Here is a 22,865-nt window from a genome sequence, read left to right on the forward strand (position 1 = left end):
ATCATGGCTCAAATGACAATGATCCAAGCAATTACTGATGCTTTAAGAGTAGAATTAAAAAATGATGAAAATGTGCTTGTATACGGAGAAGATGTTGGTCAAAACGGCGGAGTTTTCCGTGCAACAGAAGGTTTACAAAAAGAATTTGGTGAAGATCGTGTGTTTGATACACCATTAGCTGAATCAGGAATCGCTGGTATTTCCATTGGTCTTGCAACTCAAGGCTTCCGTCCGGTACCAGAGATTCAATTCTTTGGTTTCGTGTATGAAGCAATGGATGCTATTAATGGTCAAATGGCACGTTTACGTTACCGCTCTGGTAATACACAAACGGCTCCAATTACGATTCGTTCACCATTTGGTGGTGGTGTGCATACACCGGAGCTTCACGCTGACTCTTTAGAAGGTCTGATTGCACAACAACCAGGTATGAAAGTAGTTATTCCATCTGGTCCTTATGATGCAAAAGGTCTTTTAATTCAATCTATCCGTGACAATGATCCGGTAGTATTTTTAGAGCACATGAAACTTTACCGTTCATTCCGTGAAGAAGTACCTGAGGAAGGCTACACACTCGAACTAGGTAAAGCAAATGTTGTACGTGAAGGAAAAGATGTAACATTAATCGCATATGGAGCAATGGTACACTCTTCATTAAAAGCAGCTGAAGAACTAGAAAAAGACGGCATTGATGCAGAAGTAATTGACTTACGTACGGTTATGCCTGTTGACTTCGATACCATTATTAAATCAGTAGAGAAAACTAACCGCGTAGTGATGGTACAAGAAGCGCAACGTCAAGCAGGTATTGCTTCTTATGTAGTATCTAATGTCCAAGAACGAGCTATACTACACTTAGAAGCACCTATCCTTACAGTGGCTGCTCCTGATACAGTATATGCTTTCACACAAGCAGAAGAAGTTTGGTTACCAAACTATAACGATATTATCGAAAAAGTAAATAAAGTCATTAATTTTTAAGCAATAAAATCGAGACGGGAGGTCATTTGAATGGCTTTTGAATTTAAATTGCCTGATATTGGTGAAGGTATCCATGAAGGTGAAATTGTAAAATGGTTTGTAAAAGCTGGTGAAGAGATAAAAGAAGACGACGTAATTTGTGAAGTACAAAACGATAAAGCAGTTGTTGAAATTCCTTCTCCAGTAGAGGGTACGGTTAAAGAAGTACATTTTGATGAAGGTTCCGTTGCGACAGTAGGTGAAACTATTATTACTATCGATGCTGAAGGATATGAAGATGAAGGATCAGCAGATGATGGTGACAAAGCTGAAGCAAAAGATGAACCAAAAGAAGAGAAAAAAGAAGAAACAAAAGATGAAAGTGCGGCTAAAGAAGAAAAACAAGAGCCAGCAGCTAAAGATCCGAACAACCGCGTAATTGCGATGCCTTCTGTTCGTAAATATGCACGTGATAACAATGTTAATATCGCAGAGGTACAAGGGACTGGAAAAAATAATCGAGTATTAAAAGAAGATATTGATACTTTCTTAAATGGCGATCAAAAATCAGCAGATGTAGCAGCTGAAAATCAAGCTAGTGAAGAACCAGCTCAAACTTCTACTCAAACAGTTCCTGAAGGTGAATTCCCTGAAACTCGCGAGAAGATGAGCGGAATCCGAAAAGCAATTGCGAATGCAATGGTTAATTCTAAACATAAAGCACCACATGTTACATTACATGATGAAGTTGATGTAACTGAATTGGTTGCTCACCGTAAGAAATTTAAACCAATTGCAGCAGAACAAGAAATTAAGCTTACTTACTTACCATATGTAGTAAAAGCTTTAACTTCTGCATTATCTAAATATCCGATTTTAAATGCTTCTATTGATGATGATACAGATGAAATCATTCATAAGCATTATTACAACATTGGTATTGCAGCTGACACAGAGAAAGGTTTACTTGTACCTGTAGTGAAAAATGCTGATTCTAAATCGATTTTTGCTATTTCCAGTGAAATTAATGAACTTGCAGGAAAAGCAAGAGATGGAAAGCTTGCTCCTAACGAAATGAAAGGTGCTTCTTGTACTATTTCTAATATCGGTTCAGCTGGTGGACAATGGTTTACACCTGTCATCAACTATCCTGAGGCAGCAATCTTAGGAATTGGACGTATCGCTGAAAAACCAGTTGTACGTGACGGTGAAATTGTCGTTGCGCCTGTACTAGCATTATCATTAAGTTTTGACCACAGAATTGTTGATGGTGCAACAGCACAGTTAGCATTAAATCAAATTAAACGTCTGTTAGAAGACCCACAATTAATTATGATGGAGGGGTAAACAAATGGTAGTAGGAGATTTTCCGGTAGAATTAGATACTCTTGTAGTTGGTGCTGGTCCTGGGGGATATGTTGCAGCAATTCGTGCAGCACAAACTGGACAAAAAGTAACGGTAGTTGAAAAAGGTACTCTTGGTGGTGTATGTCTTAACGTTGGATGTATCCCATCAAAAGCCTTAATCGAAGCAGGTCACCGTTATGATCACGCTCAAGGTGATGAATCACTAGGGATTAAAGCAGAAAATGTTTCTGTAGATTTTTCCAAAGTACAAGAATGGAAAGGCTCAGTTGTTAAAAAACTAACTGGCGGTGTTGAAGGGTTATTAAAAGGAAATAAAGTAGATATCGTCAATGGTGAAGTTTACTTTGTTGATAAAAATACAGTGAAAGTAATGGATGACAAAAACTCTCAAACATATACTTTTAAAAACTGTATTATTGCAACAGGCTCTCGTCCAATCGAATTACCAACATTTAAGTTCTCTGATCGTGTATTAGATTCTACTGGTGCACTTAATTTGCAAGAAGTTCCTAAGAAACTTGTTGTTATCGGTGGAGGTTATGTTGGTACTGAATTAGGTAGCGCCTATGCTAACTTTGGTACAGAAGTAACGATCTTAGAAGGTATGAAAGATATCTTAGGTGGATTCGAAAAACAAATGAGTGCCCTTGTTAAAAAGAATTTGAAATCTAAAGGTGCAACAATTGTTACAGAAGCAATGGCCCAAGGTGTAGAAGAAACAAAAGACGGTGTGAAAGTTACGTATGAAGTGAAAGGTAAAACAGAAACTGTTGAAGCGGATTACGTATTAGTAACAGTTGGACGTAAACCTAACACTGATGAACTTGGTTTAGAGCAAGTTGGTATCGAAATGGAAGATAAAGGTCTTATCAAAATTGATGAGCAATGTCGTACAAATATAGATAACATTTATGCGATTGGTGATATTGTTCCTGGACCACCACTTGCACACAAAGCTTCTTATGAAGGTAAAATTGCAGCTGAAGCAATTGCTGGGGAAAATGCAGTAATTGACTATAACGCAATCCCTGCAGTTGTATTCTCTGATCCAGAATTAGCTACTGTTGGTTATTCTGAAGAGGAAGCAAAAGAAGCAGGTTACGATGTAAAAGCATCGAAATTCCCATTTGCAGCAAATGGTCGTGCATTATCATTGAATGCTTCTGATGGATTTATGAAGCTTGTTACTCGCAAAGATGATGATTTAATTATTGGTGCACAAATTGCTGGTCCAAACGCTAGTGATATGATTTCTGAGCTCGGACTTGCTATTGAAGCTGGTATGACAGCAGAAGATCTTGCTCTAACAATCCATGCTCACCCTACTTTAGGTGAGATCACAATGGAAGCAGCAGAGGTTGCTATCGGTACACCAATTCATATTGTAAAATAATAAGTGAACAAAAGGAGTCTGCTATGGCAGGCTCCTTTTTAAAACAAAGAAAATGCAAAAAATCCATATACTGTGAAATAACGTAGATATGGAAAAGAGATATCCCCGGAAGCGCCGATCTGTTCCGAGGAAATAGGCTTCTCTTCCAGGGAAAAGATCTTCTCTTCCGAGGATAAACGACCATATCCAGGGAAGAGAAGGGCATATCCCCGGAACAGCAAAGGATATCCAGGGAAGAGAAAGAGGTATCCTTGGAACAGAAAGAGATATCCCTGGAAGAGAAGTCCTGTTAACTTCGCAGTTTATATCTACTGCGAAGTAGTGGCATTGTCTGGTTGTCTTATTAATTTGAAATGGAGGAATTTTCGTTGGTTAAAAAAAGTATCTTTACATTGCTGTTAGGGATATTACTCATTTTGGGTGCATGTAGTGATAATATGAATGATGAAAATGAAGTAGCTGAGGGAGAAGAAGCTAATACCGAAGAGACATCAACCGATCAAACAGAAAAAGAGAATGAAGGAGAGGAAGAGCCACCGGTTACAGAAGATAATGAAGACAATAAGACTCAAGATGAAAAAAATATAGAAGAAGAAGCAGTACAAGAAATAACGGAACCATTGTATAAAATCGACGATAACTGGAATGTAGTACCTCTAGATGAAGGTACAAACGAGAAGGTAGTGTTACTTACCATTGATGATGCTCCAGAAAAATATGCGTTAGAAATGGCTCAAACATTAAAGAAACTAGAAGCACCAGCTATTTTTTTCGTAAATGGTCATTTCTTAGAAACTGATGAAAAAAAAGAACAATTACGTCAAATTCATGAGATGGGATTTGCAATTGGTAACCATACATATCATCATCAAAAATTATCAGATGTTGATGAGGAAACACAAAAACAAGAAATAATGGAGTTAAACGATCTTATTGAAGAAATAACTGGACAAAAACCAAAATTTTTCCGAGCACCACACGGGGAAAATACTGATTATGCTACATCTTTAGTAGAGGAAGAAGGTATGCTTCTCATGAATTGGACATATGGATATGATTATTTTGAGCCATATATGGATGCTGAAAAACTCAAAGAAGCTATGATTTCAGGTGAAGCTCCCGAAATTGAAATCTCGTATTCGCTCTTAAAACCTGGTGCCAATTTATTAATGCATGACAGAGAATGGACTGCGGCTGCATTAGAAGATATTGTAAAAGGTTTGCGGGATAAAGGCTACGAATTCGTAGATCCAATGACATTACAAGTTCCGGAGTAATCGAACTTTTCCAATCTTCCAATAGTCTAAAAACACCTTCGAATAGTTGAAAAACTATCTCGAAGGTGTTTTTTAGTGTTTTCGAGATAAAGCTAGCCATGGAGAATGAGTAACTAAGCTCAACATTTGCCTATTGACACGAATAGATAAATACATTATTATTTATTGAGTAATAAATAAATAATCTACATAAGGATGATTAAATGACACCAAAGAAAGATAAAAAAGAAATCATTATTGATAACGCTGTAGCAGTATTTGCGGAAAAGGGGTATTATAAAGCAACAACTGCAATGGTTGCCAAAGCTGCAGGGGTGACGCAGCCATATGTATTTCACTTTTTTAAAAACAAGGAAGAACTATTTAAAGCAGTTATTGACCGTGCTTTCACTAGAATTTACGATACGTTTTCAGAAGTTCAAGCTCCTAATGATAAATTAATTGAAACGATGGGGTATGCGTTTGAACAAATCATTCAGACACACCGTGATGAGGTTTTGATGGTTATGCAAGCACATGCAATTGCGGAAACGGGAATTCGTGAACACGTTAAACAGCTTTTCCTTACTATTTTTGAATCCTTGACACTAAAATTCGAAAATGCTGGTATTCCGAATGCAAAACAGACAGCATCTCAATTTATAGGAACTGGTTTACTTATTACTGTTGCAGAAGTGTTGGATTTACCACAATTATTCCATAAAGATGATCATATGTAAAAAGGAGTACTAAAGCTTTTTTTTATACCAATATTTATTAATCAATAAATTAATGTTGGTGTAATAATAACCTATTCGAAAGAAGGGATCATTACATGTTAAAATTTATGAAGTTTAACCGATTTGGAAAAGCGCCGTCGGTAAAACTGTTTGAAGGTGAACGTTGGCTTGTTATTACAGGCTTATTTGGATTTATACTTGCATTAGGTATTGCCTTTTTAATTCTTTTTCAGGGACATATTAGATTACCGGAAGGCAATATGAAGGATGCATTTTCCTTTAATGCAGCACTTGGTATTTTTATACTATCAATAGCTGCAATTTTACCTCTTGCTAGATTTAGTGATCGAAAAAGGAAAGTAGTACGATGGTTGTTTATTGTGACGAGCATTTATGGATATGTCATTGAAACCATTCAGAACTATAGAGGAATTAATCCACGCTTTTCACGCATAGGTACGGAAATCGATATGGTTGCAGGCCTTTTATTCGGGATTAATTCTTTAGTACTGGTAGTCTTAGCGATCATACTAATGATTCATTTCTTTCGAATAAAACCTCCTTATGAAAGACCATTACTCTTAGTTGGGATTCGTTATGCCTTTCTTTCTGTTTTTGCAGCCAATGTCGCTGGAATATGGATGATTTTACTTCAAGACCGACTTACAGGTGATGCAGGTAATCTCATTGTACTCCACGGTCTAGGATTTCATGCATTGCAAACATTAATTTTACCCGCTTGGTTTTTAGAGAACACGCAGGTTAAAGACCAGATCAAAAATAGACTAATCCATTCAGGCGGTATTGCTTGGTTACTTATGATTTTACTTATTGGGATTCAAACTGGCTTAGGCCGCTCTGTATTCGAGTTAACAATTTTGCCTATCATGGCAAGTGTTACATTATTCATTTGGCTAGGTTCAGTAATCAGTACACTCGTGTTTTTTATGAAACCAAAAAGCGATAACAACCTATCAATAGATCAAGCAACTGCTACTCAACAGAATAGGTAGATCAAAGCAAAAACGAACTGCCTCTTGTCAAGTGAACAGGGGGCAGTTCGAATTATTTGCTTATTTAAAAGCCACGCGTTCTTTCAGTACACGAACAGTTGCTAATGTTTCATCCTCTAACCCTTGAACTGGTAATCCTGAATTAATATTTTCGGAAATATATTCTAGGTTTTCTTCGGAAATGATCTCACCTGGAATAAAAATTGGAATTCCAGGAGGGTAGACCATTATTGATTCTGCACTAATTCTGCCAGCAGATTCTTGTAAAGGTATTACCTCATATTCTGCGTAAAATGCATCTCTGGGGCTGACTGCCAGAAGAGGGATTTCTGCGATGGAAACTTTAATTTCTTGTAGGTTCGCACCGTCTTGATAATGTTGAGATAATTGTTTTAAAGCATTTAATATATATTCTAGATCTTCCTTGCTATCAGCAGGTGTTAAAATACATAATATGTTATACATATCCGATAATTCAACTTCTATCTGATAGTTTTCCCTTAACCATACTTCTGCATCATGTCCTGTAATCCCTAAATTTTTAACGGAAATAATAATCTTTGTCGGATCATAATCAAAGGTTGCTTCTGTACCTAAAAGTTCCCCTCCTGGACTATATAGATGAGGGATTTGATTAATTTCGTTTCTAGCAAACTCGGCATATTTTAATGTTTGGGTAAGCAACTCTGTTCCATGTTGATATAAATACTTCCTCGCTACATCTAATGATGCTAGGAGAATGTATGATGTAGAAGTTGTAGTCAACATGGACATAACGGTTTGGACGCGATCGTGATTTACCAGTCCGTCTTTGACATTAAGTACAGAGCTTTGGGTAAGGGATCCACCTAACTTGTGGACGCTAGTAGCTGCCATATCTGCACCGGCCTGCATTGCTGATAAAGGAAGTTTGTCATGAAAATGAATATGCACACCATGGGCTTCATCAACTAACACAGGTATATGAAATTGATGAGCAATATTTACAATTTGTTTTAAGTCAGCAGCGATACCGAAATAAGTAGGATTAATAACAAGGACAGCCTTTGCATCTGGATGTGCATGTAATGCTTTTGCAACTGCATTTGGTGTTATGCCATGCGAAATACCCAATGTATGATCTAATTCAGGGTGAATAAATATGGGTATTGCACCGGAAAAAATAATAGCAGACGATACGGATTTGTGAATATTCCTTGGGACGATAATTTTATCACCAGGGTTACACACACTAAGAATCATCGTCATAATTGCACCACTTGTTCCTTGTACGGAAAAGAAGGTATGATCAGCTCCAAAGGCACTTGCTGCTAATTGTTGTGCTTCCTTGATTATCCCTCTCGGGTGGTGCAAATCATCTAAAGGCTCTATATTAATTAAATCGATAGCGAGTGTATTGTATCCGATAAACTCTTGAAATGTAGGCTCCATTCCTTTACCAGCTTTATGTCCAGGTATATGGAATGCTTTCGGGTCTTTCTTTATATGTTGTAGTAATCCACTAAAAAGTGGAGTTGCATTCTGATTCATGCTTAGTATAGTGCTCCTTTACCATTTGAAATATAAAGCAAATGGTATTATAGCAAATCCATCGCTGAATAGCTAGTTTTATCGCTATACTTTCTAAAATGAACATGTTAAAATACGGGCGAATCCAAACGTGAGGTGTTGTAAATGAATTATAGTTATCCTATTGATGAAACATGGACAACAGAGGAAATAGTTGATGTCGTTAATTATTTTTCATTAATTGAAAAAGCTTATGAAAAAGGGGTAGAAAAGCAAGATTTAGTAGCAGCATATAATCGGTACAAAGAAATCGTCCCATCTAAAAGTGAAGAAAAACAATTAGATAAACAATTTGAAAAACAGTCCGGTTATGTTCCTTTCCGTGTGATCAAAAAAGCAAAAGACTTATCTTCAAAAGATATTATAAAAATGTAACAGTCAATGTTGGCGGAAAGATAGCGATAGAACAGTTGCACACCTAGACTACATGATGGTGCTAAAAAGACTGCATATCTTTCCGCAACTTGCTGTGTTTTAATTAAAGATCCATAGAAGAGCGATATAAAGGTGCTAATGTTTGTACCGTATCTTTAATCGTCTTAATAAGCTTATCTCCATCCTGTAAAAGAGGATCAGTTGCTTCAATTCTGCGTCCGATTAGAAATTCACCTTTTTTAACTTTTTTAAAGCGCTCCAGCCCTTCTTGTAAGTCAGTTTCGGAAAGGAGGGTGGCTTCATTCTTCATATGATCGAGTGAAATATGGTAGTTCTCAGGGACAGATTCTTTAATATCGTCTATTTCATTTAAGAATTTCTCCGCAATGTCACTTTTATGTGGTAATTCATAAATAAATGCTAACCAGATGAAGAGATGATCATCCCATAAACCAACTTGAAAATGAGGATGTTTCTTATATCCGCGCTTATTATGACAATATGCTGACCAAGTATCTTTAGGCGGATTGACTGTGCGTCTCGCATGTTTGGCAATGTGTAAATGCATTTCACGTCCAGCTAATTTATTTAAGTCTTCTTTGATTTCTTCGTAAATACTTTTGAACTTAGGTTGAATGCGTTCTTGAATTGCTTCCATTCTTTCATCAAGACCCTCGATTTGGAATGTTTTAAAATCTTTTTGTTCGAATCCATTAAATGCCATTTTGTTCACCTTTCTATTTAATTAGTATCATTTTAATATTATATTAATTATTATTTATTTGCAAAGAAATAGTATACATTTTTAAATTAATTGAATATTTGCTAAAATAGTAATTACCCTAAGGAGAAATGGAGGAAGGTTGATGGATGCAGCCACTCGGCAACTAATTTTTGAGGATGCAAGAAAATGGGTTTATCAAGCTGGTAAACAAATTCGTGATCAAATAGATGATCCATATCAAATTGATACAAAATCAGATGCGAATGACCTTGTAACTGCAGTAGATCGTTCAACAGAGCAGTTTTTTACTGAGAAAATAAGAGAAAAATATCCTACTCATTCTATCGTTGGTGAAGAAGGATATGGTGATAAAGTAGAATCGTTAGATGGGACCTTATGGATTATTGACCCTATTGATGGTACGATGAATTTTGTCCATCAAAAACGGAACTTTGCCATTTCGATTGGAATTTTTCATGAAGGTGTTGGAGAAATTGGTCTTATTTATAATGTGATGGAAGACGTACTGTACAGTGGAAAAAAAGGTGAAGGTGCCTACCGCAATCAAGACAAGCTTCCACCACTAGGTGAACAGGTTAACTTAGAAACAAGTATCATAGCATTAAATAGCTCCTTAGCTTGTGAGAATAAACGAATTAATGAAAAGAAAGTACAGCAATTAATTAAAGATAGTCGTGGAACAAGATCATATGGATCTGCAGCATTAGAATTTGCCTTTGTAGCAGAAGGTATAGTTGACGCTTATTTAACGATGAGGTTAGCGCCATGGGATTTTGCAGCAGGCTTAATTCTGGTAGAAGAAGTAGGCGGGGTTACGATCCAAGCAAACGGAAAACCTGTAAATCTTTTAGAGAAAAATACGATATTAACTTGCAATAGTAAAATTAAGCAACAGTTACTGGATGAATATATTGAATTTAAATAAATGTAAATACTAGCAGTCTTAGGATTGCTAGTATTTTTAACTGGTTTCTTTTTTCTTTAGTGATATACCGTATCCCATTAGCGCAAACCCAACTAGAAAAGCAATGACGATAAACCAAATGTTGCGAAGGGCTACACCAACTCCGGCAGCAGAAAATGCCAAGATTACACATAATGCTAAAAGAAATTTGGAAAGCTGAAAATTCATTATGTCACCTCAATTAATTAGTTTAGTTGTTATTCTTAGCATATCATATCTTTAATAGAAATTGTATTTATCAAGGGATTAAAGTATAATAGATTTTGTTTGAATGTAGAATTTTGGAGGTTTCACATGCAAAGAGAAACAGTAATTCAAGTACCTGACAATCTATGGCCAGTGGCTGATTTTTTCATGAGAGACTTAGGTGGGGAAGTAAATGTAGCGGACGAAGGGGAGATGGCTACCTTAATTAGAGGATTTATACTACTTTACTTAACAGTTGTTATTTTCGCTATATTCGCGTATAAGTTTGGTTTTGCCAAAAAACTTTCGCCACTTAAATCACTCGTTATCTATATCTTATTAATTATTGGGACATTCTTTTTGACATTAATATTTGGTCTAAATCTTCCATTAGCAGAAAGTTTATTCATTATCGCAGTAGTAATGGGAGTTTATCGTTTAAGGCTCTCTCAAGAACGAAAACAACATAAAAACAAAAAAGCTGAGCAATAGAAGAATTGCTCAGCTTTTGTATATCTATATATCAATATGAATCTGAAGAGAGAAACGTCCTCTGAAAATGGAATGCATGTCTATTTCTAAGTTGCAGTTAAAGCTAAAATTGATGAACATCTTTCATATTAAAGTTCACCAGAATAATTGTCACTTTATTGATGACTGGTTCATGATAAATACTGGTCTTGTACTTCTTTTTTTCGATAAAGTTTAAAATTACCAGTTTTGTGCCTTTTGATCGTATTTTCTTCAATACGTTCATCGCACTCAGGGCACAAATAGGTGTGAATTAGTCGATTACGCAATTTCTTAGCTTTAGGACAATCATTATCTATTTTATTTATTTTATCGCAAATTACACATTTTACTCGCATTGTTTCACCTCAAATATAAACAAATACCTATTTCTGAATATTGTAACACAAATTTCACAATTTTCATATTACACCTATTTGTTAGTGGCTAAGGTCTACTTTTTTTAAAAAGATAAGACGTAATATATCAGTGCAGATGTCTAGCTCCGAGATTCGCTTTTCTCAGTAATTCCTTTATTTCAGTTGATTAGTTATAGCCGCTACATTTTAAGCGGGCGCTCTGCGTTTTTCTTACATCAGTTAACGTATAAAAAAGATGTTTTAACTAGTGGTGACTGGGTATAGCTATAGTAAAGTAGAAATGCGAAAGGGTGATGAAGGTGCGGAAAAGAAGCATAGTAGGAATGATAGGTGCAGCTGGGGTTGCTACCTCTATATCTTTAGTGTTAATGGATAAGTCTAAAAGACAGAGCCTTATGAATAAATGGAATGATTGGAAGAATGCTATGCAAATGAATGATTCTCATTTACCAATTGAAGAAGCTGGAGACCCAGGGAAAGATAATTTAGAAAATGCAGATATGGTTGCAGAGGGATCTCAGTTTGGAGTTCACTATTATAATAAAGTAAGACAGTAAGAAGAGAATGGAACATGAAGTCACATACAGTAATAAAAATAACCGCATGAAATTCTATTATAAATTCGAATTCATGCGGTTTATTCCGTTTAGTTTTATAATTTAACGATTTTTTTGATGGTTAGACTGTTCTTCCTTAATTTCTTCAAGCTGTTCTTGTTCATTTCCTTCCATTATTTGCTTGTTTAAATCTTCATTTTTCGACTGATTTTCGTTCAGAGGTAATTCGGGCATCCAGCGGCCGGTAATGTTAGCCAGTTCTTCTGTAATAGCTTCAATTGGGTGACCTTCCTGGATTTTTTGCCCCATACCTTGTATTCGTTCATGTAAGTCAGCATCAGCTACGATAATTGCTTTTCTTCCGAATGGATCATGTTCTAATGCTTCCAAAACAGAGAACTTGATTGAACCTACATGTGAACGATCTAAATCTTCATCGACATCAATGCTGACGATAACACCACGATTTGTGATTAGAGCAGATGCATCATTTACATTCGGTACCTCACTTGCCAAATTGGCCAAATATTGTGCTTTTTCTTGATTATCCATATCATCTGTCGTTGATGGATCGGAGTTCTTTACTTGAACTTGTCCAAAGTCATCCGAATTTTGAGCGAATTTATTCTCCTGTACATCTTGCTGACAACCAATCAAAACAGCTACAAAACACAATATATAAATGTACTTCATAAAAAAATCCCTCCTTCTTCTTTGTATATTTTTTGTTGAAATTAATAAAATATACTTGGAAGAAGAAGAAAGGACGTACAATATATATTATCTTAGTTCAATAACCTTAATTCCTTTTATCGGATCATCTTGATTTGAACCATCCCCATAATATAAATATGCAGGACCATGTTCTTTTATTTGTTTACCATCAATAGAAAATAATAAAAACGATTCCAATAATTCACCATATGTAATTGTATGTTCCTTATTATCTGAAGTTTTTAATATTGCTTCGGAAACTTTTTTATCTACTTCAGCATTTTCAACGAATTCTTGAATAGGCATAAGATAGGAATGTTCTAATAATTCCTTTTTATTATACTTTTTTATACTATGATTGACAGGTGGCTTATTTGATTTACTATTGGATTCGATGACATCTTCATTTGGAACAGTAGATGGTGTAAATGCCTCTTCTAATTTTACTTTTCTGTCATCGAAAATCCATACACTTGGATCTAGTGTTATAGGATATTTCACCTTTCCCTTAATTTGAATGATCACTTTACTTCACCTCTTTATTTTTACGTTACTTCTTAGGATAGCAAACAATCAGGGAAAATGCATTCCACATCCATTATTCTATTATCTTAATACATATTTAAATTATCGCGAATATATATAATAGTAGTAATCTTGCATTTTTGTCTTTTTCACGATAATATTAACTGTAGAAGTTTTAATACGGAGGGGATTTAGTTGATACCTGAAGTGGCTTTAAGTAAAGAAGAGCAAGCCTATGCCCTTCTAAAGGCTGATGCGGATAAAATTTTACAATTAATAAAAGTTCAGATAGATAACTTAACGATGCCACAGTGCCCTTTATATGAAGAAGTATTGGATACACAAATGTTTGGTTTATCTAGAGAAATAGATTTTGCTGTGAGGCTACATTTAATAAGAGAAGAAGATGGAAAAGCATTATTAGAAAATCTTGAAAGACAGCTAAATGTTTTACATGAGGCATCACAGAAAGCATAATGTTTTAACACGTAAAAACTTTGCCAGACTAGGCAAGGTTTTTGTATTTAAAGCAGATTTTATCCTGATGCCAGTCTTCTCTAAGCCCTAATTTCAACTATAAAGTTCCATAAGCGGGTGTTAAGAGTGCTTATAACTTAATAAGTTTCGCTAATGAGTAATAGTGGTAATTCCACCACTGTTTATATTCTAACTTTATATAAAATGTCCTATGTTAAAATCGTACTTGATTATGATAGAATGAGAGTAATAATATATAAGATTCTGAGGTAATCGTTATGAAACAAAAAACTAAAACGTTTGACTTTTTATTAATGATATCGCCATTATTGTTAGCTGGTTTCGGTGTAGTTATGGTGTATAGTGCGAGTATGGTAACATCAGTAATAGTGAGGGAAGATCCTGCTTATTCTTTAGCATTAAGACAAGCTATGTATTTGCTTATTGGATTGGCTTTTTTCCTATTTGCTAGCTATTTTAAATACACTTTGTACCTCAAGTTAACGAAGTGGATTGTTCTTTTAATGTTTATAAGTCTTATCTGGGTAGAATTGTTCGGGGACACTTTAAATAATGCAAAATCCTGGGTGGCGATTGGTCCGTTTTCCGTACAACCAGCAGAATTCGTCAAAATTGGTTTAATTATTTACTTGGCTGCCATTTATACAAAGAAACTCAATTACATAGACGATTTTTTTAAAGCTGTTATACCACCATTAATTATTACTAGTGCTTTAACAGCATTAATTATCAAGCAACCTGATGTAGGTACTGCGGCTATTGTTTTCGCTATAGCATGTACAGTTATATTTAGTTCGGGAATAAAGTTTAAACATTTATCGTTATTGATACTCACTGGTTTGATTGTGTTAAGTGCAGTTGGGTTTCATATGGCATCTGATGAAAGAATATCGAGGTTCACCGGTGCTTATCATCCATTTGAAGATATTGCTGGGGATGGATACCAGCTTATACAATCATACATAGCGATTGGTACAGGTGGATTGTCAGGTGTGGGAATAGGGCAGGGGATTCAGAAATTAGGCTATTTAACTCAAGCCGAAAGTGATTTTATTATGGCCGTTATTGCTGAGGAACTAGGTCTATTCGGTGTGTTGTTTGTACTGGTCAACTTAAGTATTATTGTCATCAGAGGATTATTTATTGCTAAGAAGTGTGAGAATCCTTTTGGTACTTTGTTAGCAATCGGCATTTCTTCCATGGTTGGTATACAAGCTGTAGTTAACTTAGGGGCTATTAGTGGGTTATTACCGATAACTGGTGTACCTTTACCATTCGTAAGTGCAGGAGGCTCATCACTAGTTATGTTATTATTCTCTGTCGGTATTTTAAATAATATTGCTCGTCATGTGAACTACCAAAGATTTAATGAGGAAACAACTGAAACGGAAGAAACTAAGCTCGAAGATACCCGAGCAACAGGTAGATTAAGAAGAAATTATTCATCATAAAAAGCAAAGCCAATCATGGCTTTGCTTTTTTCTTTACATATAAAAATAGCTTTTATTGTAATGAATTATATCACTTCGTTTATTACCTTTTTATACTACGATTGGATAATAATAAAAAGTAACATAATAAACCGAAAAACAATGTAATAAATAGTGCATGTAATAGTGCGATCATGAGATTAGCTTTCGTGAAAATGACAAGTCCACCTAAAATCACCTGGATAGTAATAAATAAAGTAGCAATTCCCCAACCGTAATACATGACACGACTATTCCGATAATGCTTTCTGATTTTATAAAATAATACCCATGTCCAAATAAATGCGATACCTGCTAACAGACGATGCCCCATTTGTACCCACTGACCTAAATGATAATCAAAGCTTAATGGTTGACTAGCATTACAAAATGGCCAACTTGGGCAAGCTAAACTAGAATCAATATGCCTTACCAGTGCTCCAGAATAAACTACTATCATTATGTATATGGTCAGCCAGATAAAATGTTTTCGAAAAGATGAAGAAACGATTAATGAATCTGCATCAAATTTGTGATCCACTTCGAAAATTAACAAAGTTAATAGTAAGACTGCCGCAAACGAAATTAAGGAAATTCCAAAGTGTAATGCTAAAACAAAATCAGACTGTGGCCACAAAACAGCTGCTGCTCCAATCAAGCCTTGAGCCACAAGAAAAAAGATTGAAATAAATGCTAAAAACTTGGTTTCACGAATATGTCCTATTTTTCGCCAAGAAATAATCGATAATAACAGGACTAAAATTCCTGCAGTTGATGAAACGACACGATGACTTAATTCTATGAACATTTCTACTGACCAAGTACCGTAACAGAAGGGCCAGTTCGCACCACAACCCATCCCAGATTCTGTTTTTGTTACTAATGCACCACCGACTAGAACGCCAATCATGGCTAATGTCGATAATACCGATAAATATTTTAAAAATTTCATCATTACTACACCTCAATAAACTTTAGATCATTCTACTACGACTTATCAGAACTTCTGCAATTATATTTGATTGCATATATCTCTTGCAAAGTATTTATGTATTATGCTAGAAATAAATAGGGTATAATAGAAAACGTTGAGATCAAAATCTTATTTATTATAACAAATAAAACTACATTCGTGTCGACAAAGTACTATCTCAATCAATTGTTCACAGAAATGTCAAAATTAAAAATCAATATTCAACATAAATAGCGAAGCGCTTAAATACATGATACAATATCATTGTTTGATAGTTTATAATGGATACAACTATTGTGTTAAATAACAAACTTTTATGTTTTGAAATGATGGAAAGGAGGTAACTACAAAGATGGATAAAATGGGGTTTTCTTCGAATGAGCCGATATTGTCAAGTCATACAAATGAATATTTGTATAAATGGTCTGAACTAAAATCATTGATGAAAGTCGGTATCATTAATTCGAATACAATGACTGCGTTTGCTGGATTTTGGTTAGCCTTATTCTATACGGGTGCCTCCTTATCTCAATATTGGCATGTATTATTAGTAACACTTGTCGGCACAGCATTTGTAATTGCTGGTGGCTGTGTCATCAATAATTATTATGACCGAGACATTGATCAAGTGATGAAAAGAACAAAGAAGCGCCCTACGGTGACCGGAACTATTGATTTATTGCATGTCTTAATCATCGGGATCTCGTTATCTGTAGTGGGCGTATTAATATTGTCGTTAGCATCCATTCCAACAGCAATTTTTGGTGCGATCGGGTGGTTTAGCTATGTTGTGTTATACACAATGTGGTCCAAACGACGCTATACGATAAACACTGCAATAGGAAGCTTATCAGGTGCGGTCCCTCCATTAATCGGATGGTCAGCAGTTGACCCTGATTTACATGTTATTCCTTGGATTTTATTTTTACTTATTTTCATTTGGCAGACTCCACACTTTCTTGCAATAGCGATGAAAAAAGTGGATGATTATAAAGATGCTAATATTCCGATGTTACCAGTGGTACATGGATTTGATATCACGAAACGTCAAATGCTTGTATATGTAGTATGTTTACTACCGATTCCTTTTTTATTACATGAATTAGGATTTATTTTTGTTCTGTTAGGGACAATATTAAATATAGGTTGGTTAGCCTTAGCAATTAAAGGGCTGTTTACCATTGATAATACCAAATGGTCCAACCAAATGTTTATTTATTCATTATTGTACTTAACAGCTATTTTCTTTTCGATGATTATTATAACTTTACCTAGTAATTTGTTATAATGAAGTAAATTTTGTCAGTAGAACTTGAATTTATTCAAGTTTTTCTAAATAAATATATTAAGTTAAACAGAAAGAGAGGGTTAAACATGAAAGGTTGGATGGGAAAAATCCGAACTCTGTCATTATTTTCTTTTTTGGTAATCATACTTTCAGCGTGCGGTAAAGACAACTTAACTGCATTAGTACCAAAAGGATATGGGGCAGAACAATCATTTAATGTCATTATCATTTCAATCCTTGTAATGATTGTAGTCTTTGTTGTTGTAATGGCAATATATGTATATGTAGTTTTAAAGTATCGCCAGAGAAAAGGACAAGAAGACCAAATCCCTAAACAAACAGAGGGGAACAAAACGTTAGAAGTAGTTTGGACAGTTATTCCAATTTTACTATTAATTATTATCGCTGTACCGACTATTGCTAGTACATATGATTTAGCAGATGAATCAGAAAAAGAAGACAGTATTAACGTAAATGTAACTGGTTTACAGTTCTGGTGGAATTTCGAGTATCCGAATGAGGAAATTCAAACTAGCCAGGAACTTTATATTCCTGTAAATGAAAGAATCTATTTAAACATGATGTCCAGTGATGTAATCCACTCATTCTGGGTTCCATCCATATCAGGTAAGATGGATGTAAGTCCTGAAAATGAAAATACCATGTACATTGAAGCTTATGAAGAAGGTGTTTATTGGGGCAAATGTACAGAGTTCTGTGGAGATTCTCACTCGCTAATGGACTTTAAGATTGTTGCTGTCAGTCAAGAAGAATATGATCAGTGGGTAAATGCAATGCAAAACACTGATCCGGAATACACTGCAGAATCTGCTACTGCTCAGGAAGGTCAGGAGTTATTTGAAAATAGCTGTATCAGCTGTCATGCTATTGACGCAAGTTCGAATCATCCTGTAATTGGTCCTAATTTAGCAGACTTCGGTAACCGTACAAAAGTTGCTGGTATAAATGACTTCAGTAAAGAAGAAATCGTTAGATGGATTGTAGATCCTGCTGAAGTAAAACCAGGAAACGGGATGTTAGATGCACCATATCTTCAAGAAAATTCTATTGGGCAAGCAGAAGCTGAGAAAATTGCTGATTTCTTAATGGAATTAAAAGCTACTGATGAACCAGTAGACAGTGTACAACAATTTAGAGAAAATGAAGCAAATGATAACTAAAGGGAGGTTAACTTAACGTGAGTACTATGGTAGCTACTAACAAAAAAGGCTTCGGTGCCACATTATGGGATTACTTAACAACAGTAGACCATAAGAAAATTGCTATTTTGTACCTCGTAGCTGGTGGTTTTTTCTTTATCCTTGGTGGATTAGAAGCACTAGCTATTAGATGGCAATTAGTGCAACCGATGAACGACTTTGTAAGTGCAGGTTTTTATAACGAGTTAATCACAATGCACGGTACAACGATGATATTTCTGGCAGCGATGCCGTTAATCTTTGCGTTTATGAATGCAGTAGTGCCTTTACAGATTGGGGCACGTGACGTTGCATTTCCGTTTTTAAACTCATTAGGTTTTTGGTTATTTTTATTTGGTGGAATTATGTTAAACGTAGGTTGGTTTACAGGTGGAGCCGCAGATGCTGGGTGGACAGCATATGCACCGCTGTCTACTACTTCACTTGGTGAAGGTGTAGACTACTATGTACTAGGCCTACAAATTTCAGGTGCAGGTACATTGATAGGTGGTATTAACTTCCTTGTAACGATTGTAAACATGCGTGCACCAGGTATGACTTATATGAGAATGCCACTATTTACATGGACTGCATTTGTTGCGAGTGCACTTATCTTATTTGCATTTCCAGCATTAACAGTAGGTTTATTTTTAATGATGTTTGACCGATTGTTCGGTGCTGGGTTCTTTGATCCTGCCATGGGTGGTAACTCAGTCATTTGGCAACACTTGTTTTGGATCTTCGGACACCCAGAAGTTTATATTTTAGCTTTACCTGCTTTTGGTATTTTTAGTGAAATTATATCGACTTTCTCTAAGAAGCGCCTATTTGGTTATACAGCAATGGTATTTGCAACTGTATTAATTGGTTTCTTAGGATTCATGGTATGGGCTCACCATATGTTTACAGTAGGTATGGGGCCAGCGGCAAACTCAATTTTTGCTGTCGCCACCATGGCGATTGCTGTTCCAACAGGTATCAAGATTTTTAACTGGTTGTTTACCCTTTGGGGTGGTAATATTCAGATAAATACGCCGATGTTGTGGGCATTAGGATTTATTCCTACATTTACTCTCGGTGGTATGACAGGTGTTATGGTTGCAGCAGCATCTGCTGACTTTCAGTACCATGATACGTATTTCGTTGTTGCACACTTCCACTATGTAATCGTTGGTGGAGTTGTATTTGCTTTGCTTGCAGGTACACACTATTGGTGGCCAAAAATGTTTGGTACCGTCTTAGATGATAAATTAGGAAAAGTTACTTTCTGGTTATTCTTTGTTGGTTTCCACATGACGTTCTTTATCCAACATTTCTTAGGATTAATGGGTATGCCTAGACGTTATTGGGTATATTTAGAAGGTCAAGGACTTGATTTAGGAAACTTGATCAGTACAATCGGCGCTTTCCTAATGGGACTTGGTACCATTGTTTTATTAATCAATATTATTAAAACTTCTGTAAAAAATGAAAAAGTGAGTGGGGACCCATGGGATGCACGTACATTAGAATGGGCAATACCATCACCTCCACCATTCTATAATTTTAAGCAATTACCATTAGTTCGTGGTTTAGACCCGTTATGGGTAGAAAAAACCGAAGGAAGAAAAGGCATGACACCAGCAGAACCGCTTACAGATATTCATATGCCAAATAATTCTTTCTTACCGTTTGTAATGTCTTTAGGTTTATTCATTGCAGGCTTTGGTTTCATTTATCAAAAGTATGATTTATCATGGTTAATCGTACTATTTATCGGTATGGGTATCACACTAGGATGTATGTTAATTAGATCAGTTAAAGATGACCTAGGTTACCACATCCATAAAGAAGACTTGAAGAAGGAGGCAGAGGAATAATGAGTGAACAAGATGTGCTAAATCCAGAACAAATGCCTCATGACCCTGAAAAAGCCACCTTAGAAGGTAAAAACAAATTTATGGGTTTTTGGTTTTTCCTAGGTGGAGAAACGGTACTTTTTGCTAGTTTATTTGGTACTTATTTAGCTCTAAAGGATTCTACAAATGGCGGCAGTTCATCAGAAGAATTATTTGGACTTGAGTTAGTATTCATTATGACCATGTTACTATTGACTAGTTCATTAACGAGTGTTTATGCAATGTACCATATGAAAAACCATGACTTTAAAAAGATGCAAATTTGGTTAGGGATTACTGTTGCTCTAGGTCTTGGTTTCCTTGGTTGTGAAATTTATGAGTTTTATCATTATATCCACGGATATGAATTTACAATGAGATCTTCAGCATTTGGTTCAGCATTCTATACACTTGTTGGTTTCCACGGAGGTCACGTTGTCTTTGGTCTGTTATGGATCACCGCATTGATGATCCGAAATGCAAAACGAGGATTAAATTTATACAATGCACCAAAATTTTATATTGCTAGTCTTTACTGGCACTTTATTGACGTTGTATGGGTATTTATCTTTACAGTAGTTTATCTCATGGGGGTGCTTTAACAAATGGCTGACAAAGTATCTGGAGCTACTGATCAATTTGATTTTGAAAAGCAAAAAAGAAAAGATGAAATGAAGCAACAAGTTATTACGTTTGCTTTAATGATTATTTTCACCATTGTTGCTTTTTCAATGGTTGAAGCTGAACTGGATAAACTGTTTGTTATTCCTGTTTTATTAGTTTTAGCAGCTATCCAAGTCGGCTTTCAAATATATTACTTTATGCATATGAGTCATAAAGGACATGAGATTCCTGCTTTAATGTTCTATGGCGGGGTATTCGCCGCATTCTTAACAATCCTAGCACTTGTAGTGTTAGTATGGTGGTAATCCAAAAAAAGCTTGAGAAGTGAATCAAACTTCTCAAGCTTTTTTATATAGAAAGCGTACAATGTTAAATGCTTTTTAAGTTTTTGGCAACCTACTCCAAGTCCTGTTGGAATTGTTTGACCTGAAGATCCACTTTTTTGAGCGGGTTTTGCTTAAAAAAGTTAGCGGAAGGACAAACCCACGAAAGGGAAGTGGGTTGCCGGTTTTCCTTATATTTGCAACTCTCCGACTAATTACTTCGCTATTCCTGGAATTTTTCCAAAGTAACGAGTCAGCACTATGCTTCATTAATATGGACGGAAGGTCGTTAGTTTGAAGTTTTAATCAATTTAGAAGCGTGGAAAGTAGTATTTGGTTATACTAATGTGTTCATTAAATTGTTAAAATATAATATTTATATTGCTTTTTAATAACTGCTAAGTCCGGTATAATAAGAAATAGTTGTTATGATATAAAATGGAGTGATATACATGTGGCAAGAGTTGCAAATATTTGGTTTTCGTGCATTATGGAGTCCATACTATGTTCTATTTATCGTAAGTTTAGCTGTCCTTTATTATTTAATTTTTATAAAACGAAAAGATGATAAAAAAGCAGATATTAAACAAATTTCCTATTTCTATAGTGGTTTATTCTTACTCTATATGATTAAAGGATCTCCGATAGATTTATTATCTCATATTATGTTCACCGCCCATATGATACAAATGGCTTTATATTATTTATTGTTCCCGATTCTGATGATTAAAGGGATCCCGGTTTGGCTGTGGCAAAATATATTCCGTCTGTCTGTAATCGGCCCAATATTACGCTTATTAACAAAGCCTTTAATCGCTTTACTGCTGTTTAATGGATTGTTTTCTATCTATCATATTCCAGTGGTTTTCGATTACGCTAAAGCAAATGACCTTTCACATACTCTGATCACATTAACTATTTTAGTCGCTGCATTTATTGTCTGGTGGCCAATCTTTACACCAATAAAAGAGATGGATACGATGTCACCTTTACTTAAACTGGGCTATATTGCGGCAAACGGAATCTTAATAACGCCTGCTTGTGCGCTTATTATTTTTGCTAATACTACTATATATACGACTTATAGTGCCACAGGTGGATGGGTACAAGCATTGGCATTATGTGTGCCTGAGGACGTATTAAGTAGTTTGTCATTAAGTGGACCAGAAATGTTCTCACCATTAGGCGTATTGGAAGATCAACAACTTGGTGGGATTGTCATGAAAATCACACAAGAAATTATTTATGGTTCATTCTTAGCCCGCATTTTCTTCCCTTGGTTTAGAAGTGGTGCAGATAAAATCGATCCGTTACCGACTAACCAACAGACAGAACAAATTTAATTGGAAGGGGTTGGAT

At 35.5% G+C, this 22,865-nt stretch carries 25 protein-coding genes; 18 read left to right on the top strand and 7 right to left on the bottom strand.

Going from position 1 to position 22,865, the window contains the following annotated elements; all coding sequences use genetic code 11:
* Positions 1–3: 3 nt before the first annotated feature.
* From GH715_RS07855 to GH715_RS07880, 6 genes are all read left to right on the top strand, one after another.
* Positions 4–981: an alpha-ketoacid dehydrogenase subunit beta gene (locus GH715_RS07855; RefSeq protein ID WP_153835358.1), complete on the top strand. Its 978-nt coding sequence runs from the start codon at positions 4–6 to the stop codon at positions 979–981.
* 30 nt (positions 982–1,011) lie between these two features.
* Complete coding sequence (locus tag GH715_RS07860; protein WP_153835359.1) at positions 1,012–2,307, top strand: dihydrolipoamide acetyltransferase family protein; 1,296 nt, start codon at positions 1,012–1,014, stop codon at positions 2,305–2,307.
* Between the two features lie 4 nt (positions 2,308–2,311).
* Positions 2,312–3,721, top strand: coding sequence for a dihydrolipoyl dehydrogenase (gene lpdA, locus GH715_RS07865; protein ID WP_153835360.1), 1,410 nt, complete (start codon positions 2,312–2,314; stop codon positions 3,719–3,721).
* A gap of 368 nt (positions 3,722–4,089) precedes the next feature.
* Complete coding sequence (locus tag GH715_RS07870) at positions 4,090–4,998, top strand: polysaccharide deacetylase family protein (protein WP_153835361.1); 909 nt, start codon at positions 4,090–4,092, stop codon at positions 4,996–4,998.
* A 203-nt stretch (positions 4,999–5,201) separates the two neighbouring features.
* Positions 5,202–5,717 (top strand): TetR/AcrR family transcriptional regulator, encoded by a 516-nt coding sequence (locus GH715_RS07875; protein WP_153835362.1) that lies wholly within the window; start codon positions 5,202–5,204, stop codon positions 5,715–5,717.
* Between the two features lie 95 nt (positions 5,718–5,812).
* Positions 5,813–6,730: a hypothetical protein gene (locus tag GH715_RS07880; protein ID WP_153835363.1), complete on the top strand. Its 918-nt coding sequence runs from the start codon at positions 5,813–5,815 to the stop codon at positions 6,728–6,730.
* A gap of 60 nt (positions 6,731–6,790) precedes the next feature.
* On the opposite strand, the gene GH715_RS07885 is transcribed toward GH715_RS07880, so the two are convergent.
* A complete protein-coding gene (locus GH715_RS07885; protein ID WP_153835364.1) occupies positions 6,791–8,260 on the bottom strand; it encodes an aminotransferase class I/II-fold pyridoxal phosphate-dependent enzyme in 1,470 nt (489 codons plus the stop codon).
* A gap of 144 nt (positions 8,261–8,404) precedes the next feature.
* On the opposite strand from GH715_RS07885, the gene GH715_RS07890 reads away from it, so the two are divergent.
* The gene (locus GH715_RS07890) at positions 8,405–8,674 is read left to right on the top strand and encodes a UPF0223 family protein (RefSeq protein WP_018932812.1); all 270 of its coding nucleotides are present in this window, start codon (positions 8,405–8,407) and stop codon (positions 8,672–8,674) included.
* A 103-nt stretch (positions 8,675–8,777) separates the two neighbouring features.
* Here GH715_RS07890 and GH715_RS07895 read toward each other — a convergent pair whose 3' ends face one another.
* Positions 8,778–9,398, bottom strand: coding sequence for a DUF1054 domain-containing protein (locus GH715_RS07895; protein WP_018932811.1), 621 nt, complete (start codon positions 9,396–9,398; stop codon positions 8,778–8,780).
* 142 nt (positions 9,399–9,540) lie between these two features.
* Here GH715_RS07895 and GH715_RS07900 point away from each other — a divergent pair, with 142 nt between their 5' ends.
* Positions 9,541–10,344 (top strand): inositol monophosphatase family protein, encoded by an 804-nt coding sequence (locus GH715_RS07900; RefSeq protein WP_018932810.1) that lies wholly within the window; start codon positions 9,541–9,543, stop codon positions 10,342–10,344.
* 36 nt (positions 10,345–10,380) lie between these two features.
* Here the strand turns inward: GH715_RS07900 and GH715_RS07905 are convergent, their stop codons facing one another.
* Positions 10,381–10,551: a DUF5325 family protein gene (locus GH715_RS07905; protein WP_018932809.1), complete on the bottom strand. Its 171-nt coding sequence runs from the start codon at positions 10,549–10,551 to the stop codon at positions 10,381–10,383.
* Positions 10,552–10,677: 126 nt separating this feature from the next.
* Here GH715_RS07905 and GH715_RS07910 point away from each other — a divergent pair, with 126 nt between their 5' ends.
* Positions 10,678–11,061, top strand: coding sequence for a YlaH-like family protein (locus tag GH715_RS07910; RefSeq protein ID WP_153835365.1), 384 nt, complete (start codon positions 10,678–10,680; stop codon positions 11,059–11,061).
* A gap of 170 nt (positions 11,062–11,231) precedes the next feature.
* Here GH715_RS07910 and GH715_RS07915 read toward each other — a convergent pair whose 3' ends face one another.
* Positions 11,232–11,438 carry a YlaI family protein gene (locus GH715_RS07915; RefSeq protein WP_153835366.1) on the bottom strand — a complete coding sequence of 69 codons (207 nt, stop codon included), beginning with the start codon at positions 11,436–11,438 and terminating at the stop codon, positions 11,232–11,234.
* 314 nt (positions 11,439–11,752) lie between these two features.
* Between GH715_RS07915 and GH715_RS07920 the strand changes: the two genes are divergently transcribed.
* Complete coding sequence (locus tag GH715_RS07920) at positions 11,753–12,016, top strand: hypothetical protein (protein ID WP_153835367.1); 264 nt, start codon at positions 11,753–11,755, stop codon at positions 12,014–12,016.
* Between the two features lie 102 nt (positions 12,017–12,118).
* Here GH715_RS07920 and GH715_RS07925 read toward each other — a convergent pair whose 3' ends face one another.
* Complete coding sequence (locus tag GH715_RS07925; protein ID WP_153835368.1) at positions 12,119–12,709, bottom strand: YhcN/YlaJ family sporulation lipoprotein; 591 nt, start codon at positions 12,707–12,709, stop codon at positions 12,119–12,121.
* Positions 12,710–12,796: 87 nt separating this feature from the next.
* The gene (locus tag GH715_RS07930; protein WP_338029421.1) at positions 12,797–13,231 is read right to left on the bottom strand and encodes a hypothetical protein; all 435 of its coding nucleotides are present in this window, start codon (positions 13,229–13,231) and stop codon (positions 12,797–12,799) included.
* A 219-nt stretch (positions 13,232–13,450) separates the two neighbouring features.
* On the opposite strand from GH715_RS07930, the gene GH715_RS07935 reads away from it, so the two are divergent.
* Both GH715_RS07935 and GH715_RS07940 read left to right on the top strand, forming a co-directional pair.
* Entirely contained in the window at positions 13,451–13,732 is a 282-nt protein-coding gene (locus GH715_RS07935) for an Fpa/YlaN family protein (protein WP_153835369.1), read from the top strand.
* A gap of 278 nt (positions 13,733–14,010) precedes the next feature.
* Positions 14,011–15,204 (top strand): FtsW/RodA/SpoVE family cell cycle protein, encoded by a 1,194-nt coding sequence (locus GH715_RS07940; protein WP_153835370.1) that lies wholly within the window; start codon positions 14,011–14,013, stop codon positions 15,202–15,204.
* 82 nt (positions 15,205–15,286) lie between these two features.
* On the opposite strand, the gene GH715_RS07945 is transcribed toward GH715_RS07940, so the two are convergent.
* Complete coding sequence (locus tag GH715_RS07945; RefSeq protein WP_276208105.1) at positions 15,287–16,174, bottom strand: COX15/CtaA family protein; 888 nt, start codon at positions 16,172–16,174, stop codon at positions 15,287–15,289.
* 373 nt (positions 16,175–16,547) lie between these two features.
* Here GH715_RS07945 and cyoE point away from each other — a divergent pair, with 373 nt between their 5' ends.
* From cyoE to ctaG, 6 genes are all read left to right on the top strand, one after another.
* A complete protein-coding gene (gene cyoE, locus GH715_RS07950; RefSeq protein WP_153835372.1) occupies positions 16,548–17,483 on the top strand; it encodes a heme o synthase in 936 nt (311 codons plus the stop codon).
* Positions 17,484–17,569: 86 nt separating this feature from the next.
* Entirely contained in the window at positions 17,570–18,664 is a 1,095-nt protein-coding gene (coxB, locus tag GH715_RS07955) for a cytochrome c oxidase subunit II (protein ID WP_153835373.1), read from the top strand.
* 26 nt (positions 18,665–18,690) lie between these two features.
* The gene (ctaD, locus tag GH715_RS07960) at positions 18,691–20,541 is read left to right on the top strand and encodes a cytochrome c oxidase subunit I (protein ID WP_153835408.1); all 1,851 of its coding nucleotides are present in this window, start codon (positions 18,691–18,693) and stop codon (positions 20,539–20,541) included.
* Complete coding sequence (locus tag GH715_RS07965; protein ID WP_153835374.1) at positions 20,541–21,161, top strand: cytochrome (ubi)quinol oxidase subunit III; 621 nt, start codon at positions 20,541–20,543, stop codon at positions 21,159–21,161. Before ctaD ends, GH715_RS07965 begins: the two co-directional genes overlap by 1 nt.
* 3 nt (positions 21,162–21,164) lie before the next feature.
* A complete protein-coding gene (gene ctaF, locus GH715_RS07970; RefSeq protein ID WP_153835375.1) occupies positions 21,165–21,488 on the top strand; it encodes a cytochrome c oxidase subunit IVB in 324 nt (107 codons plus the stop codon).
* A gap of 470 nt (positions 21,489–21,958) precedes the next feature.
* A complete protein-coding gene (gene ctaG / locus GH715_RS07975; RefSeq protein ID WP_153835376.1) occupies positions 21,959–22,849 on the top strand; it encodes a cytochrome c oxidase assembly factor CtaG in 891 nt (296 codons plus the stop codon).
* The last annotated feature ends 16 nt before the right edge of the window (positions 22,850–22,865 follow it).

The sequence above is a fragment of the Gracilibacillus thailandensis genome, assembly GCF_010994055.1.
GTDB classification, from domain to species: domain Bacteria; phylum Bacillota; class Bacilli; order Bacillales; family Amphibacillaceae; genus Gracilibacillus; species Gracilibacillus lacisalsi.

What these genes read in the sequence shown, in the direction of transcription:
- GH715_RS07875 (WP_153835362.1), top strand. Translation starts at nt 5,202, where the DNA reads ATGACACCAAAGAAAGATAAAAAAGAAATCATTATTGATAACGCTGTA.
- cyoE (WP_153835372.1), top strand. Translation starts at nt 16,548, where the DNA reads ATGGATAAAATGGGGTTTTCTTCGAATGAGCCGATATTGTCAAGTCAT.
- GH715_RS07890 (WP_018932812.1), top strand. Translation starts at nt 8,405, where the DNA reads ATGAATTATAGTTATCCTATTGATGAAACATGGACAACAGAGGAAATA.
- GH715_RS07920 (WP_153835367.1), top strand. Translation starts at nt 11,753, where the DNA reads ATGAAGGTGCGGAAAAGAAGCATAGTAGGAATGATAGGTGCAGCTGGG.
- ctaF (WP_153835375.1), top strand. Translation starts at nt 21,165, where the DNA reads ATGGCTGACAAAGTATCTGGAGCTACTGATCAATTTGATTTTGAAAAG.
- GH715_RS07910 (WP_153835365.1), top strand. Translation starts at nt 10,678, where the DNA reads ATGCAAAGAGAAACAGTAATTCAAGTACCTGACAATCTATGGCCAGTG.
- GH715_RS07855 (WP_153835358.1), top strand. Translation starts at nt 4, where the DNA reads ATGGCTCAAATGACAATGATCCAAGCAATTACTGATGCTTTAAGAGTA.
- ctaG (WP_153835376.1), top strand. Translation starts at nt 21,959, where the DNA reads ATGTGGCAAGAGTTGCAAATATTTGGTTTTCGTGCATTATGGAGTCCA.
- GH715_RS07895 (WP_018932811.1), bottom strand. Translation starts at nt 9,398, where the DNA reads ATGGCATTTAATGGATTCGAACAAAAAGATTTTAAAACATTCCAAATC.
- lpdA (WP_153835360.1), top strand. Translation starts at nt 2,312, where the DNA reads ATGGTAGTAGGAGATTTTCCGGTAGAATTAGATACTCTTGTAGTTGGT.
- GH715_RS07900 (WP_018932810.1), top strand. Translation starts at nt 9,541, where the DNA reads ATGGATGCAGCCACTCGGCAACTAATTTTTGAGGATGCAAGAAAATGG.
- GH715_RS07860 (WP_153835359.1), top strand. Translation starts at nt 1,012, where the DNA reads ATGGCTTTTGAATTTAAATTGCCTGATATTGGTGAAGGTATCCATGAA.
- GH715_RS07885 (WP_153835364.1), bottom strand. Translation starts at nt 8,260, where the DNA reads ATGAATCAGAATGCAACTCCACTTTTTAGTGGATTACTACAACATATA.
- GH715_RS07945 (WP_276208105.1), bottom strand. Translation starts at nt 16,174, where the DNA reads ATGAAATTTTTAAAATATTTATCGGTATTATCGACATTAGCCATGATT.
- GH715_RS07880 (WP_153835363.1), top strand. Translation starts at nt 5,813, where the DNA reads ATGTTAAAATTTATGAAGTTTAACCGATTTGGAAAAGCGCCGTCGGTA.
- GH715_RS07925 (WP_153835368.1), bottom strand. Translation starts at nt 12,709, where the DNA reads ATGAAGTACATTTATATATTGTGTTTTGTAGCTGTTTTGATTGGTTGT.
- GH715_RS07905 (WP_018932809.1), bottom strand. Translation starts at nt 10,551, where the DNA reads ATGAATTTTCAGCTTTCCAAATTTCTTTTAGCATTATGTGTAATCTTG.
- GH715_RS07940 (WP_153835370.1), top strand. Translation starts at nt 14,011, where the DNA reads ATGAAACAAAAAACTAAAACGTTTGACTTTTTATTAATGATATCGCCA.
- GH715_RS07965 (WP_153835374.1), top strand. Translation starts at nt 20,541, where the DNA reads ATGAGTGAACAAGATGTGCTAAATCCAGAACAAATGCCTCATGACCCT.
- coxB (WP_153835373.1), top strand. Translation starts at nt 17,570, where the DNA reads ATGAAAGGTTGGATGGGAAAAATCCGAACTCTGTCATTATTTTCTTTT.
- ctaD (WP_153835408.1), top strand. Translation starts at nt 18,691, where the DNA reads ATGGTAGCTACTAACAAAAAAGGCTTCGGTGCCACATTATGGGATTAC.
- GH715_RS07915 (WP_153835366.1), bottom strand. Translation starts at nt 11,438, where the DNA reads ATGCGAGTAAAATGTGTAATTTGCGATAAAATAAATAAAATAGATAAT.